The 15,000-nt window shown below is 63.6% G+C and carries 12 protein-coding genes (1 of these 12 only partly in view); 6 read left to right on the top strand and 6 right to left on the bottom strand.

What is annotated here, in order from left to right; translation table 11 throughout:
- Together C7C56_RS02990 and C7C56_RS02985 are read right to left on the bottom strand one after the other, a co-directional pair.
- Window positions 1-1,934 carry the 5' portion of a M13 family metallopeptidase gene (locus C7C56_RS02990; RefSeq protein WP_106756017.1) on the bottom strand. Its footprint begins 67 nt before the window's first position, so the window shows 1,934 of its 2,001 coding nt (coding positions 1-1,934); it begins with the start codon at window positions 1,932-1,934; the stop codon falls past the left edge of the window.
- A 117-nt stretch (window positions 1,935-2,051) separates the two neighbouring features.
- Window positions 2,052-4,334 (bottom strand): TonB-dependent receptor plug domain-containing protein, encoded by a 2,283-nt coding sequence (locus C7C56_RS02985; protein WP_106756016.1) that lies wholly within the window; start codon window positions 4,332-4,334, stop codon window positions 2,052-2,054.
- Window positions 4,335-4,771: 437 nt separating this feature from the next.
- Here C7C56_RS02985 and C7C56_RS02980 point away from each other — a divergent pair, with 437 nt between their 5' ends.
- Together C7C56_RS02980 and C7C56_RS02975 are read left to right on the top strand one after the other, a co-directional pair.
- Window positions 4,772-6,205, top strand: a complete 1,434-nt coding sequence (locus tag C7C56_RS02980) for a S41 family peptidase (RefSeq protein ID WP_106756015.1) — start codon at window positions 4,772-4,774, stop codon at window positions 6,203-6,205.
- Between the two features lie 241 nt (window positions 6,206-6,446).
- A complete protein-coding gene (locus C7C56_RS02975) occupies window positions 6,447-7,568 on the top strand; it encodes a beta-ketoacyl-ACP synthase III (RefSeq protein WP_106756014.1) in 1,122 nt (373 codons plus the stop codon).
- A gap of 312 nt (window positions 7,569-7,880) precedes the next feature.
- Here C7C56_RS02975 and C7C56_RS02970 read toward each other — a convergent pair whose 3' ends face one another.
- On the bottom strand, window positions 7,881-9,914 hold the full coding sequence (locus tag C7C56_RS02970) for an NADPH-dependent 2,4-dienoyl-CoA reductase (RefSeq protein WP_106756013.1): 2,034 nt from the start codon (window positions 9,912-9,914) through the stop codon (window positions 7,881-7,883).
- A gap of 284 nt (window positions 9,915-10,198) precedes the next feature.
- Here C7C56_RS02970 and C7C56_RS02965 point away from each other — a divergent pair, with 284 nt between their 5' ends.
- Entirely contained in the window at window positions 10,199-10,702 is a 504-nt protein-coding gene (locus C7C56_RS02965) for an SRPBCC family protein (RefSeq protein WP_229457980.1), read from the top strand.
- A 364-nt stretch (window positions 10,703-11,066) separates the two neighbouring features.
- On the top strand, window positions 11,067-11,366 hold the full coding sequence (locus C7C56_RS02960) for a hypothetical protein (RefSeq protein ID WP_106756011.1): 300 nt from the start codon (window positions 11,067-11,069) through the stop codon (window positions 11,364-11,366).
- A gap of 349 nt (window positions 11,367-11,715) precedes the next feature.
- Here the strand turns inward: C7C56_RS02960 and C7C56_RS02955 are convergent, their stop codons facing one another.
- Window positions 11,716-11,946 (bottom strand): addiction module protein, encoded by a 231-nt coding sequence (locus tag C7C56_RS02955; RefSeq protein ID WP_106756010.1) that lies wholly within the window; start codon window positions 11,944-11,946, stop codon window positions 11,716-11,718.
- A 518-nt stretch (window positions 11,947-12,464) separates the two neighbouring features.
- On the opposite strand from C7C56_RS02955, the gene C7C56_RS02950 reads away from it, so the two are divergent.
- On the top strand, window positions 12,465-12,755 hold the full coding sequence (locus C7C56_RS02950) for a helix-turn-helix domain-containing protein (protein WP_106756009.1): 291 nt from the start codon (window positions 12,465-12,467) through the stop codon (window positions 12,753-12,755).
- Window positions 12,752-14,050 (top strand): type II toxin-antitoxin system HipA family toxin, encoded by a 1,299-nt coding sequence (locus C7C56_RS02945; protein ID WP_106756008.1) that lies wholly within the window; start codon window positions 12,752-12,754, stop codon window positions 14,048-14,050. Before C7C56_RS02950 ends, C7C56_RS02945 begins: the two co-directional genes overlap by 4 nt.
- A 74-nt stretch (window positions 14,051-14,124) precedes the next feature.
- Here the strand turns inward: C7C56_RS02945 and C7C56_RS27885 are convergent, their stop codons facing one another.
- Complete coding sequence (locus tag C7C56_RS27885) at window positions 14,125-14,550, bottom strand: DUF5990 family protein (protein WP_146204256.1); 426 nt, start codon at window positions 14,548-14,550, stop codon at window positions 14,125-14,127.
- Window positions 14,551-14,627: 77 nt separating this feature from the next.
- A partial coding sequence (locus C7C56_RS29265) for a hypothetical protein (protein ID WP_219933095.1) occupies window positions 14,628-15,000 on the bottom strand: 373 nt, incomplete at its 5' end.

The raw sequence follows: 15,000 nt of genomic DNA, 5'->3' as shown, positions 1-15,000 counted from the left end.
TCGTAGAAGCCGTGCTGGTTCATCATGGTGCCGTTGGCGCGGAACTGGCCCGGCGAATGCGGGTCGGTCTTGATCTGCACGATCTGCTGCGCCTCGCGCATCTTGGAGCGCCACACCTGGCCAAAGCCCATGAAGAAGCGCTGGTCGCCGGTCAGGCCGTCGATCACCGGCGCCGGCTGGCCGCCCAGCGACAGCTTGTAGGCCTTGTAGGCGATCGCGACGCCCGAGTTGTCGCCGATGTTCTCGCCCAGCGTCAGCGCGCCGTTGACGTTGTAGCCTGGCAGCGGGCTGTAGCCGTCGTACTGCTTGGTCAGCATGTCGGCCTTGACCTGGAACTTGGCGCGGTCGTCCTTGGTCCACCAGTCGCGCAGGTTGCCGTCGCCGTCGGACTGGCTGCCCTTGTCGTCGAAGCCGTGGCTGATCTCGTGGCCGATCACCGCGCCGATGGCGCCGTAGTTGGCCGCGTCGTCGGCGCGCATGTCAAAGAACGGCGGCTGCAGGATCGAGGCCGGGAACACGATCTCGTTCATGGTCGAGCTGTAGTAGGCGTTGACCGTCTGCGGCGTCATGCCCCACTCCTGGCGGTCGATCGGCTTGCCGAGCTTGGCGACGCCGCGCTCGTACCCGAAGGCGCGGGTGCGCATCACGTTGCCCACCAAATCGCCGCGCTTGATGGTCAGCTTTGAATAGTCGCGCCACTTGTCCGGGTAGCCGATCTTGAGGCCGAACTTGGACAGCTTGAGCTGGGCCTCCTTCTTGGTCTCGGGGCCCATCCAGTCGAGCGTGTCGATGCTCTGCTTGTAGGCTTCGCGCAGGTTCCTGACCAGCACCTCCATGCGCGCCTTGCGCTCGGCCGGGAAGTGCTGCGCCACGTACAGCTTGCCGACCGCCTCGCCCAGCGCGCCCTCGACGGTGGCCACGCCCCGCTTCCAGCGCGGACGGTTTTCGGTCACGCCGGTGATGGCGGTGCCGTAGAACGCGAAGTCGGCGTCGACGAAGTCCTTCGACAGGTAGTCGGAATAGCTGCGCAGCAGGTGCCACTCGAAGTACGACTTCCAGGCCTCCAGCCCGGTCGAGGCGAGCACCTGGTTGAAGCCAGTCATGTAGCTCGGCTGGCTGACGATCACGTAGTCGATCTTGCCGGCCACGCCGGCCGAGGCCATCGCGCTTTTCCAGTCGTAGCCGGGGGTCAGCTCGTCGAGCTTGGACAGCGCGACCTTGTTGTAGCGCTTGACCGGGTCGCGGTTCTCGACCTTGGTCCACTGCACCTCGGCCAGCGCGGTCTCGAGCGCGAGGATCGACTTGGCTGCGCCGGCCGGGTCCTTGGCGCCGGCCATGGCCAGCGTCTTCTCGATGTGGCGCTCGTACTTGGCGCGCGCGTCGGCCATCTTGGCGTCGTCCTTTTTCAGGTAGTAGTCGCGGTCCGGCATGCCCAACCCCGACTGCGAGATGTAGGCCGCGTACCTGGTCGACTCGCGCGCGTCCTGGCCCACGCCCATCGCGTACGGGCCGGCCACGCCGATCTTGCGCAGGTGCGAGATCAGGGCCGGGATGGCCTTCTTGTCGCGCAGCGCGCGGATGCGCTGCAGTTCGACCGTCAGCGGCTTGACGCCGAGTTCCTCGATCCGTTTTTCATCCATGAAGCTGTCGTACAGGTCGCCGATCTTCTGGGTCTCGGAGCCGGCCTTCTTGTTCTTTTCCTTCTGCGCCGCCTCGATCAGGGCCAGCAGTTGCGGCTGGGTGTCGTCGCGCAGCTTGGCGAAGGTGCCCCAGCTCGACTTGTCGGCCGGGATCTCGGTCGCCTTGAGCCACTTGCCGTTCATGTACGCAAAGAAGTCGTCCTGGGCCCGCACGCTCGAATCGACGTACTGGACGTCGATGCCCGACAACGGCGCGGGTTTGACGGGCTCGGCAGCGGTGGCGAAGGCCGCCATCAGGCTCAGGGTGAGGGTGCTCAGTAGATGTCGTTTCACAGCATTGTCCTTTTGAGGCAGGGGAAAAACGGCTTGTGGCCGGGGCTAAACAGCTTACAGCAATGCTTACATCGCAAATTACAGCTTGGTTTCGAGACGCACGCTCCAGCTGGTGTAGGTGCGCGCGTCGCGCAACAGGGTCGAGGCGTACTGGTCGCGCGCGATCGTGCGCCCGGACTCGGCGTCGTCGCCGAGCAGGTTGTTGCCGGAAATGCGCAACTGGGTGTTTGGGTTGATCTTCCACAGCCCGTACAGGTCGAGCTGGCGTTTGACGCCGCTGCTCACGCGCTCCTCGACGCTGGTCTGCACCACATACGCCGGGACCCAGTTGACGCTGCCGCCAAAAGTGAGCGGCTTGCCCTTCATGCGGTAGTCCAGGCCCAGGTTGGCGCTCTGCCTGGCCTGCTCGTCGAGCCGGTTGTCGGGGCCGGGGATGTTGTCGACGCTCGACCAGAAGCGGCTATAGTTGGCGCGCAGGTCCATGCCCGGCGCGTTTTTCATGAGGTCGGCGAGCTGGAACTTGGCCTCGAGTTCGACGCCGCTGGTGCGCGCCTTGCCGATGTTGACCGGGGTCGACACGAAGCTCGGCGTGCGCGCAGCGTCGTCGCGCAGGTAGGCGGTGGTCTGGCGCCGGATCAAGTCGTCGACGTTGCGCACGAAGCCGCTCGCGCTGAGGATGCCGCTCTTTCCGATGTAGTGCTCGTAGGCGAGGTCGACGCCGGTGGCCAGCTCGGGCCGCAGGCCGGGGTTGCCGGTGCGGTCGGGGCGCTGCGGCGACGGGTTGCTCGACAGCGCGGGCGCGGCGATCATGTCGTTGAGCGGGGCCGCGCGGTAGCTGCGCGTCAGGCTCGCGCGCAGCTGGTCCTTCTCGCGCCCGGGGATGCGCCAGACCGTGTGCAGCACCGGGCTCCAGACGCGGCTGATGTTGCTCACGTCGGCGTTGGCGCCGCCGCTGCTGGCGGTGCGGATGCCCTCCCAGCGCAGGCCGAGGTAGGCCGACCAGCGCTCGGTGATGTCCCACTCGTCCTGCACGAAGCCGGCCAGCCGGCGCGTGCTCGCGTTCAGGTCGACGCCGGAATCCTCGAACTGGGCGGCGCCGTCGTCCTCGGCGACCCGGTTCTGGGTGCGGTTGGTGGCCTCGATGTCCCAGCCGGCCGCCAGCAGGTGCCCCTTGCCGACCAATTTGGTGTACTTGCCGCCGGTCGACATGCCGTTCATGCGCGCGGTGTCGCTTTCGAGGAACGGCCTGATCGGGGCGCCCTGGGCGTCGAAGGTCTGGCGCCGGGTCTCGCTTTCGCTGCGCCCGCCGCCGAGGCCGAATTTGACATCGAGCTTGGCGCCCTGCTCCATCTTGTGCAGCCAGTTGCCGAAGCCGCGCGCGAAGGTCGAGGAGGCGTCGAGCACGGCGATCTGGCGCGCGTAGGGGGCCGGCTGGGCCGGGTTGCCGCCGCTGCGCTCGAGCGCGATGTCGGAGCGCGCGTTGCTGCGGTTGCTCATCAAGAATGGCTGGAACGTCAGCGTGTCGCTGTTGTCGAAGCGGTAGGACAGGCGCGGCGTCAGGTGCAGGCCCTTGGAGCGGCGCTCGCTGAGCTCGCGGCTGCGCTCGTCCATCGGCGCCAATGCGCCCTCGAGCACGCGCAGCTGCGAGCCGGACTCGTCGAACTGGCGGTTCGACTGCAGCGCGCCATTGAACACGTAGCTCAGTTTGCCGGACTTGCCCGGCACCGAGACCGACACGCTCGGGCTGTGGCGGCCCTCCTCGACGCTGTCGGCAAGGCGCAGCTGAATGTCCTTTTGCTGGTAGCCCTCGCGCAGCACTATGTTGATGCTGCCGGCGATGGCCTGGGTGCTGTGTTCGGCCACGGGGCCGCGGATCACCTCGATGCGCTCGACCTGGTCTGGCGAGAGCGATTCGATCGAAAATCCGGCCGGCGCGCGCTCGCCATTGACCAACATCTGGGTGTAGCCGCTGCCCAGGCCGCGCATGCGCACCTGGCCGCCGCCGCCGCGGCCCGGGCGTCCGCCCATGGTCACGCCGGGCAGGCGCTTGAGGATCTCGCCGACATTGCTGTCGCCATTGCGGTCGAGCTCTTCGCGCCCGAAGATCATCTTCGAGGCGGTCGCGTTGCGGCGCGCCTCGGTGTCGTTGGCGCGCGTGCCGCCGACGAGCACCTGCTGCATCTTGGGCGCCGCGGCGTCCGCGGGCGCGCTGGCGGCCGGCGCGGCGGCCGAAGCGGTCGCGGTCGCGGTCGCCGTGGCGGTGCCGGTCATCGACGCGGCCGGCTCTTGCGCGGCGGCGTGGGCGAACGCGCTTGCGGCGCCCGACAGGGCGAGGCATGCAAAAGGGATCAGTTTATTCATCGGGAATGTTTGCCATAAAAGACGTGTATGGACAAAACAGTCCACCGGTGCCCGCATTCTATCGCTTGCCAACTGGACGAAACCGGTCGGATGCGTTTTTTTACTTAGCGATACATAAGTGGGCCGAAACATGCATACGTCATACATACATTGGCGGTCTGCGAAATAGACCGGCGAAAAAAAGCCCACGGGGGCGTGGGCAAAACCACTAAACATGGTCGAAAAGTCCTGAGCACCCAATGTAAGCCGCACGCAACATTACCGCGCGCACTATTACATTTGCTTACCGCCGGAGCGGGGCCGACATATGCATAAGCGACCACATTATTTGACCCATGGATACGTGCCACCGGAATTCGGGTTTATACTGGATTCCCACAGACTGGGCAGCCATCCACTCCGGATCGCTGCCGCACCGATCGGGCATCAGGCGGGCAATGGGATCCATATTTAAAAGCAGCAGCCTGGTAGGCATAGGCATCATCGCCGGCGTTGCCATGTCGATGCAGTTCTCGGCGCTCGCGTCCAAGAATGTCGGCGACGGCCTGCCGCTCGACGAGCTGCGCCAGTTGCGGGACGTGTACGGCCTGATCAAATCGGACTACGTCGAACCGGTCGAGGACAAGCGCCTGCTGACCGAGGCGATCAACGGCATGGTGTCCTCGCTCGACCCGCATTCGGCCTTCCTCGACAAAAAAGCGTTCCGCGAACTGCGCGAGGGCACCGAGGGCCGCTTCGTCGGCCTCGGCATCGAGATCGTCCAGACCGACGAGGGCTACATCCGCGTCACCCCGCTCGAGGACTCGCCCGCGCTGCGCGCCGGCATGCTGGGCGGCGACGTCATCACGCGCATCGACAAGGTCTCGATCGAGGGCATGGCGATCGACGAGGCCATCAAGCGCATGCGCGGCGACCCCAACACCAAGGTCGCGCTGACGGTGGTGCGCGAGGGCGCGCCCAAGCCGCTCGAATTCGTCATCACGCGCGCCGAGATCGTGCAAAAGAGCGTCAAGGCGCGGATCGTCGAACCGGGCTACGGCTGGTTGCGCGTGGTGCAGTTCCAGGCGCCCACGGTCGACGACGTCGCCGCCGGGCTCATTGCGCTGTACCGGCAGGACCCCGGCCTCAAGGGCCTGGTGCTCGACCTGCGCGACGACCCGGGCGGCCTGCTGCAAGGCGCGATCGGCGTCTCGGCCGCGTTCCTGCCCGCCGGCGTCAAGGTGGTCTCGACCAACGGCCAGGTGGCCGAGTCCAAGCGCCATTATTTCGGCAAGCCCGACGACTATTCGCTGACCGAGGACGACGCGCTGGCCAGGCTGCCGGCCGCGCTCAAGAAGGTGCCGCTGGTGGTGCTGGTCAACAGCGGCTCGGCCTCGGCCTCCGAGATCGTCGCCGGCGCGCTGCAGGACTACAAGCGCGCGATCATCATGGGCGGGCGCACCTTCGGCAAGGGTTCGGTGCAGACCGTGCATCCGCTCAGCAACGAGACCGCCGTCAAGCTGACCACGGCGCGCTACTACACGCCGCTGGGCCGCTCGATCCAGGCCAAGGGCATCACGCCCGACATCGCGGTCAACGAGCGCGCCGACGGCGACGGCTACAACAGCCTGCGCACGCGCGAGGCCGACCTCGAAAAACACCTGTCCAACGACCGCGGCGAGGAGTCGGCCAAGCTCAGCGCCGAAGATGCGGCCGAGCAGGCGCGCATCCTGGCCATCGAGCGCAAGCTCAAGCCGCTCGAGCACGGCAGCGCGACCGACTTCCAGCTGCAGCAGGGGCTGAACCACCTCAAGGGCTTGCCGGTGCAGCGCGCCAAGGCCATCGAGGCGCCGGCGCTGGCGGCCGGGACGGTGGCGGTGCCGCCAAAGTAAGGAGCCGTGAATAAATAAGTGTGACAATTGGGCGGCTCTGGCGGGTGCGCGGCAAGGCGCGAGAAGGAGTCATAGCGAGCTATGGCGACGACGAACAACGCAGCAGCGCGCCCGTCAGGGCCGATCCAATTGTTACAGTTATTTTTAAACGGCTCCTAAGCGGACCGCGGCCTGGCCGATTGTGTAGAATCACGCTACACGCCCTGGCCACGCCGGACCTACCTTATTTGAAAGCACCCCTATGAAACAAGTCGTCATCAGCGGCACCGGCCTGTTCACGCCGTCCAATGCGATCTCCAACGAAGAGCTCGTCGTCGCCTTCAACGCCTACGCCGAACTGCACAACGCCGAGCACGCCGACGCGATCGCGGCGGGCCAGTTGTCGGCGCTCGAGCCGTCGAGCGCGGCCTTCATCGAAAAGGCGTCCGGCATCAAGTCGCGCTACGTGATGGAAAAATCGGGCATCCTCAACCCACAGCGCATGACCTCGCGCATCGCCGGGCGTGACGACGAACAGTTGTCGCTGCAGGCCGAAATGTGCGTGGCGGCGGCGCGCGAGGCGCTCGAGCGCGCCGGCCGGGTGGCCGCCGACATCGACATGGTGCTGGTCGCCTGCAGCAACCTGCAGCGCGCCTACCCGGCCATGGCGGTCGAGGTGCAGGAGGCGCTCGGCATCGACGGCTACGGCTTCGACATGAACGTGGCGTGCTCGTCGGCTACATTCGGCATCCAGACCGCGATGGCGGCGGTGCAAAGCGGGCAGGCGCGCGCGGTGCTGGTGCTCAACCCCGAGATCACGAGCGGGCACTTAAATTTCCGCGACCGCGACAGCCACTTCATCTTTGGCGACGCGTGCACGGCGATGGTGATCGAAGCGGCCGAGACGGCGACGGGCGCGCACCAGTTCGAGATCGTCTCGAGCAAGCTCAAGACCAAGTTCTCGAACAACATCCGCAACAACTTCGGTTTCCTGAACCGCTTCGACGAGGACGGCGTGGGCCAGGCCGACAAGCTGTTCCGCCAGCAGGGGCGCAAGGTGTTCAAGGAGGTGTGCCCGATGGCGGCCGAGATGATCCGCGAGTCGGTCGCGAACGCGGGGTTGGAGCTGGCGCAGGTGTCGCGCTACTGGCTGCACCAGGCCAACCTGAACATGAACCTGCTGATCGCACGCTTGCTGCTGGGGCGCGAGGCGCTCGAGGGCGAGGCGCCGGTGATTCTCGACACCTATGCCAACACCTCGTCGGCGGGGTCGATCATCGCGTTCCACAAGTACCAGGAAGACATGCCGTCGGGATCGCACGGCGTGATCTGCTCGTTTGGGGCGGGTTATTCGATTGGTTGTGTGGTGGTGCGCAAAAAGTAAATCAACGCCATCGCCACAGCCGCCATCACCTCCCCCCCCCCCCCCCGTCACCCCCGCGAAAGCGGGGACCCATACTGAGTTTGCCGATTCGAGCAGTTCGAACCTTTAGGTCCGCGAACAACGCCGTCGAAATTAACGACGGCGCGTGACTGCATGCTCAGCATGGGTCCCCGCCTTCGCGGGGATGACGGAGGGGCGGGCGGTGGTGGCGGTGGGCTGGTGGCGGTGGGCTGGTGGCGGTGGGCTGGTGGCTGTGGAATGGTGGCTGTGGCAGCGACGTTGGTGCCGGCGCCAGCCGCCCCCACCGCCCTCTTACAAACTCACAGCCAACTCCGCGCCTTCCTTGATCGCGCGCTTCGCATCCAACTCCGACGCCAACGCCGCGCCGCCGATCTTGTGGAAGCGCGGCCCGCCCACCGCATCGGCCGCCGGCATCAGTTCGGTCAAGCTGTCCTGCCCCGCGCAGATCACCACATTATCGACCGCGATCAAGCGCTCCTCGCCGCCCACGGTGATATGCACGCCCTGGTCGTCGATCCGGTTGTACTGCACCCCCGCCAGCATCACCACGCCATTGCGGCTCAGGGTGGCGCGGTGCACCCACCCCGACGTCTTGCCCAGCCCCGCGCCCAGCTTGGAGGCCTTGCGCTGCATGAGGAACAACTGGCGCACCGGATGCGGATCGGCCGGCGCAACCAGCCCGCCGCAGGTGGTCGCGTTCAAATCGACACCCCATTCGCGCGTCCACTCCTCGATCGGCACCGGCAGCGCATGCGCCGGGTCGTGCAGCAAAAATTCGCTCACGTCAAAGCCGATGCCGCCCGCGCCGATGATCGCCACGCGCTTGCCCACCGGCGCCTTTTTCTGCAGCACGTCGATATACGACAGCACCTTCGGATGGTCGATCCCTTCGATCGGCGGCATGCGCACCTTGATGCCGGTCGCCAAAATCACGTCGTCGTAACCGCCCGCCACCAGCTCGTCGCGCGTGACGCGCCGATTCAATTCAACCTTGACCCCGGTCAGCTCGAGCTTGCGGCTGAAGTAGCGGATCGTCTCGCGGAATTCCTCCTTGCCCGGCACCTGCATCGCGATCTTGAACTGGCCGCCCACGCTGTCGCTCGAGTCGAACAGCGTGACGTCGTGCCCGCACTCGGCCGCCACCGTGGCCGCCGACAGGCCGGCCGGCCCGGCGCCCACTACCGCCACTTTGCGCCGCGCGGCCGCCTTGGCGTACACCAGCTCCGTCTCGTGGCAGGCGCGCGGATTGACCAGGCAGCTGGCGCGCTTGTTGGAAAAAGTGTGGTCGAGGCAGGCTTGGTTGCAGCCGATGCAGGTGTTGATTTCGTCGGTGCGTCCGCTGGCCGCCTTGGCCACGAACTGCGAGTCGGCCAGGAACGGGCGCGCCATCGAGACCATGTCGGCGTCGCCGCGCGCGATGATGTCCTCGGCGTCGGCCGGCATGTTGATCCGGTTCGAGGCCACCACCGGGATCTTCACCTCGCGCCGCAGCCGCCCCGCCACCGCCGCGAAAGCCGCGCGCGGAACCGAGGTGACGATGGTCGGCACCCGCGCCTCGTGCCAGCCGAAGCCGGTGTTGAGGATCGAAACGCCGGCCTGCTCGAGCGCTTTGGCCACCTTGACCACGTCGTCCCAGGTGTTGCCGCCGTCGACCAAATCAAGCAGCGAGTGGCGGTACATGATGATGAAGTCGTTGCCCACGGTCTTGCGGATGCGTTTGACGATCTCGACCGGCAGGCGCATGCGGTTCTCGATGCTGCCGCCCCAGCCGTCCTTGCGCAGGTTGGTGCGCGCGCACAGGAACTGGTTGAGCAGGTAGCCCTCGCTGCCCATCACCTCGATGCCGTCGTAGCCGGCCAGCTTGGCCAGCTTGGCGCAGCGCGCGTAGTCCTTGATGGTCGCCTCGATCCCGCGCTCGGTAAGCGCGCGCGGCTTGAACATCGAGATCGGCGACTTGACGTTGGAGGCCGACACCACCAGCGGCTGGTAGCCGTAGCGCCCCGAGTGCAAAATCTGCATGAGGATCTTGCCGCCCTCCTCGTGCACCGCCTTGGTGACCTTCTTGTGGTTGAAGATGTCGCCGATGAAGTTCATGGTGCCGCCGAACGGCAGCAGCCAGCCCTGGCGGTTGGGCGAGATGCCGCCCGTGACGATCAGCCCGACCCCACCCTTGGCGCGCTCGCGGTAAAACTCGGCCAGCTTGCCGTAGTTGAAGAAGCGGTCCTCGAGGCCCGTGTGCATCGAGCCCATGACCACGCGGTTGCGCAGCGTGGTGAAGCCAAGATCGAGCGGGGCGAGCAGGTGTGGGTAGGTTTGAGTTGTCATTTTTTTATAGGTTTGGACGACACGCGGGCGGGCGTACCTTCATGTCTGAAGGCAACGATAGCATGCACCCGAGCGAAAAGCTCGAAAAAGCGCGCGCAAACCGAGAGCGTCCTCTATTGGTGCATCGCAACGCAAAAGCGGGGCGGCGGGAGCGCGTTTACTCAGCCGCACGCTTGAAAAGCGGCGCGCTTGTCAGATGGCACGCTTTGGCTTACGCTGATCCAATGACAGCACGCCCACTCCTCAGCAACCTCGTTCTAGCCCTCGCCTGCGCCCAGCCGGCAATGGCGCAGACTAGCGACTTGGCGGTGTCGGTGCAGCGGGTCGACATCGACAACCAGCACGTGTTCGAGGTGGCCGCCAGCGGCACCGTGCGGGCCAGCCAGGCGCAGGTCTGGAAGATCCTCACGGACTACGAGCGCATGCCCGAGTTCGTGCCCGACCTGCAAACGGCCAAGGTGCTCTCGCGCACGGGCCAGCAGGCCGTGGTCGAGCAGTTCGGGGTGGCGCGCTTCCTGTTTATCCGGCGCGACATCCGGCTGGTGGTGCAGGTGAACGAGCAGCCGATGTCGGCGATCGACATCGGCTTGGTGAGCGGCGACATGAAGGTGTACAACTGCCGCTGGTCGATGACGCCGGTGCCGGAGACGGGCGGCACGCGCATCACCTACTCGGGCAAGCTGGTGCCGCGGTTTTACGTGCCGGGCATTTTGGCGGCCAATATCATCCGCGGCGACATTGAGAAAATGATGAAGGCGGTGCTGGAGCGGCTGGACCAGCAAGAATAGGCGCCGCGCAAGCACGCACAAAATCGTGTGGCAAGAACCAACCGCCGTCTTCCTCTCGAAAGCGCACTGCTGCCCGGGATAATCTCCTTGACATCGCCGGTGCGAACACTGGTGTTCAACGCTACAGAAATCGCGAAACCGATCTTCATCGATACAAATGCCGACGTCATCCTCGCGAAAGTGCAAACGCATGCGTTTGAACTTTCGCGGGGAAGACGTTGATTTTGATATTTAAGTTGTCTGCGACACGACTTCTGAAGCGGCTCACTGGGCGTGAAAACCGGCTTCATGCCGCTACGGTAGTATGATGCCAAGGGGCGCCACGTGGGCGCCGGTGTAGGTGAAAGTCCAAGGAAAAGTAAACATGCTTGAAAATTTTATCGATATAACAAATAACGTCATCAGCGAGGATGGGTTTGAGGAGTTTCTCCCCACTTTGCTGTTCCCTGATCGCAATGAAGTGATTGTTCTGGGGGACCTCCCGGTCGCCGACAACCACGAGCTGTTTGCTCAGGAGTGGATCGCGAAAGTGGTCAAGCCGCAAGAGAACTACCTCATCGCGTATCGTGTCGATAGCAAACACTTCAAAGTGATCGCCAACCTCGATGGCGCCATCGAAGAGCGCACTTGCCGCCTTGGTGGCAACGGACTCGAAGAAGTCTAGCTAACGCGCCTGTTCAAGGGGGCGCCGGCAAGCGTCCGCTGGAACGGAAGCTTAGCCACCTTCGATACGATTGACCCAGTAACCAGGCCTTCTACGATGATGCACGACGGCGACTACGAGGATTTCAGTCCCGCTCGCCCGATACACCACACTAAATGGAAAGCCTTTTACAAGTCGCCGGCGAGTTCCGCCCGTTGAAGGAGCGCCACCACCAGGATTGGCAACGGCCATGTCTACTGCAGATTCCACAGCGCGTTAAAATTTGACTCCAAGGCCAGCACCGGCAGCCGAGAAAAGGCTACTTCCTTCAGTAGCTCGGCTTCAACATCAGGTAAGAACCGGATCTTGATCACCGCGCAAGGCTTCGCGCTTTGGCAAAGACCTCTTCCCCTGCAACGCTCGCCATTTCACCACGGTCGTATGCGGCCAAGCGCCGCTCGATCTCAACCGCCCAAGCCGCCTCTACCTCGTTTGTAGGTGACTCCTGGAGCGACTCAAGCAGGAGGTCTACGAGGCGCGAACGGTCTTCGGTCGGGAGCGCTAGGCCGCGCTCGGCGAGTTCTTTCACTTGGTCATTCATGACGATCTCCCGGACACCAACAGTCTATACCGTTTGACATTTCGAAGCGTCGAAACGCGGGGCTGAGGTGGCGAACGTAGAATCGATGACACAGCCTCGCGTCTCCAAGCACGACTAGCTCGGCCCGAAAACCAGCTCCGGCATGACCACTTCCCAGCTATCCATGCGACAGTGATCCGGATACTCGGGTGCGTTTTCGCACTTGCGCCAGACCAGCACTGCGCGAACCCGCGCCGCCAGGCAGCGCATGCCGGCCGGCGCCTTGAAATTTTTGGACAGCCGACCGACGGTCGTTTCGGGCTGTCATCGAACCTGATGCACCGGGGGCTCCACTCAAAACGACATTGGGCCTAACTGGCACCTTTGTAGATATGACTTCGTTTCTGATGTTCAGCATATTTAGCCTTAACGCTAAAAATCTATGGTTTTTTTAGCGTGGACGCTAAATCGCGTTGGGTTTTCGAGTGCACTGTGTTAGTCTCTACGCTAATATGTAAACAAAATTTAGGCTAACCGCTATGAAACTTTCAGAACTACTCAGCGTTCGCCGTGCCCAATCGAACCGTACCTTGCAGCAGATTCACGACGTAACGGGCATTGCGACGTCGAGTCTCAGCAAGCTGCTCAGCGGAAAATCGGAAGCGAAAGCCGGTACACTTGAAGCGCTCGCAGACGCGCTTGACGCTACCTGGGTTCTGGTGCCCAAGCACCTGCTTCCCGAAGTGCAGCGATTGCTGTCCGGAAAGGCCATCGGTCCCGACGACGCGCCGTCGACTGTAGACCAGCTGTTCGGTGGCGGTCGCGAATGAGTAACGAGCTAATGCCGCGCTACCTAGACGTTTTCTTGCAAGGTCAGCATATCGGCTGGCTGTGCGAAGCTGGGCGTGTAACGCGGTTCATTGCGACGGACGAATACGTGGCAAACGCGCGCCGGCTTACATTGTCGATTTCGATGACGGTACCCGGCGAGGACGAACTGACCCGGAAGACGATGACCAACTACTTCGACCAGGCGGTCTACCGTGAGCGTGGCGAACTGCCGCCGTTCTTCGCTGGCTTGCTGCCCGAGGGCGCGCTGCGCCGGCGTCTCGCCGCAACGCGCAAGGACCCGCGCGACATGGATGACTTCGGCGTGCTGGCCGCCGCTGGCGAGGATTTGCCTGGCGCGGTCCAGGTGAAGCCGGCGGACTTGGACAAGCTCACGGCGACTGCTCGGGCATTCGGCGTCACGGGAGGCTCGGATAACCTCAAAATCGGTGTGCCGGAGCAGGCCGCCGAGGGCGCCGCGTCACTGTCGGGCGTCCAAGACAAACTGGCGCTGTCGAGCGCGCAGAACGGCCAGCGCTACTGCATGCCGGTCAAGGGCACGCTTTCGGACCTGATTGCCAAGCTGCCGGCCAAGGGTGACGACTCGCAGGTCTTTAACGAATATGCGTGCATGCAACTGGCCGCGCAGGCCGGCGTGAACATCGCGCAGTGCCGCACTGTGCCGATGCGGGAAATGGTTGGTCGCGACGAATTGGTGGCGGCCCTGGGTCCGGATACGCATTTCCTCGCGCTTGACCGGTTCGACCGTGGTCCCAGCAGCGCGGTGCACATGGAAGATGCGTGCCAGCTCCTTCGCCTGATGCCAAACCAGAAGTACGCCGGCCGCGGATACTTCGTTCGCTTGGTACAGGTGCTCAACCGTTTCAGCACTCGCGGCATCGAGGACGTACGCCAGTTCTTCATTCGCCAAGTGGTGAACACGCTCCTGGGCAATTCGGACGCACATCTGAAAAACTTCTCCGTGCTCTATCACAACGGAGTGATGCCCGAACTCTCGCCGGCTTACGACATCGTGTGCGTTGCGGCGCTGCCGGGCTTCCAGGGATTCGGCACCAACGTTGCGATCGACAAGTACCAGCGCAAGGAAACGGTCGACGACTACATTGCCGTGGCCAAGGGCGCCGGAATCTCTGAGCGCATTGCCAAGGCGGCAGTCAAGCGGACGGTCAACTTGGCCAAGGAGTTGTGGCCAGACGCATTGACCAAGTTGAACGCGCCAACGGCGGTGCGCACCGAGATTCTGGACCGCCTTGCCACGCTGCCGCTGGCGAAATAGCGCCTGCTGGAGCGATTTTTCTCGGACGCCTGAATTAACCCGTGCCGCGAAGCGGCATCGGGTTGAATGAATTGCTAGACGGCATCCGTAAGAGTCCAGTCTGACGACAAAGGGACTGACGCACAGAACGGTCCACCGTCTCCGCCCGTGCCGCGAACGCGAGCTTGCAGCACGCCGTCTCTGGCAATGGCCTCTCTGGCCATTGATGCGGAGATGCCAGTGATTGGAACTTTGGCCCGCCGCGACCATACTGTTCCGGATTGGCCCGCGTAGCTTCCTGAGTTGACGTAGACGAAGCGCTTGGCTGGCGGACCCTGCGTGAATTCGCCAGTGAGAGCCAGCGGATCCTTTGCCAAATTCGCTTGAACAGTAAAGTTGAACGTCAACTCACCGGGTGATGTCGTTGGTTGCAGTAGCTCCGATTTGCCGCGTTGCACGGCGCACCAGACCCCTGGCAGCGGTCCAGTAACGATCAATCGAAGCTTGAGCGATTCATTCATGCCGTCTAACGTTGTGGTGAGCGGCAGGCCGCCTGTAATTTAAAAAAACTGCGCCGTTTCCGGCCAGTCCGCTCGACCTAATTGTTGGGCCTTGCCAATGCTTGCCATTTTCTTTTTATCGATGGTTCCCACATAGATCGCAACCAGCTTCCGGGAACACGCGCAAGTGTTCTCAATGATTCGAACGCTTCGACAAGCTGAGCGTTACGCGTACCCGCGTCAGGTGACCACGTTTCGGCACAGGCGTCATCGGTTCCAAAGCGATATATCTCAGGATCTAATCCGCTCATGTTCGAGTTCCTTGCCAAGGCTATTTCGCTCGAAATGGTCATGTGAACGAGGTTAGCAAGTTCGGAAGAAATTTGGACCTCATCCGTCGATCGGTGACGATCGGCCTTTTCAGGTTTTCTCACGAGTTGGCCTGGTCGAACCCATATCGTTACACACAAC

The sequence above is a fragment of the Massilia glaciei genome (assembly GCF_003011895.2).
Lineage (GTDB): Bacteria > Pseudomonadota > Gammaproteobacteria > Burkholderiales > Burkholderiaceae_D > Telluria_A > Telluria_A glaciei.
Note: the sequence above shows the minus strand (reverse complement) of the source record. Positions and strands in the feature narration are given on the sequence as shown.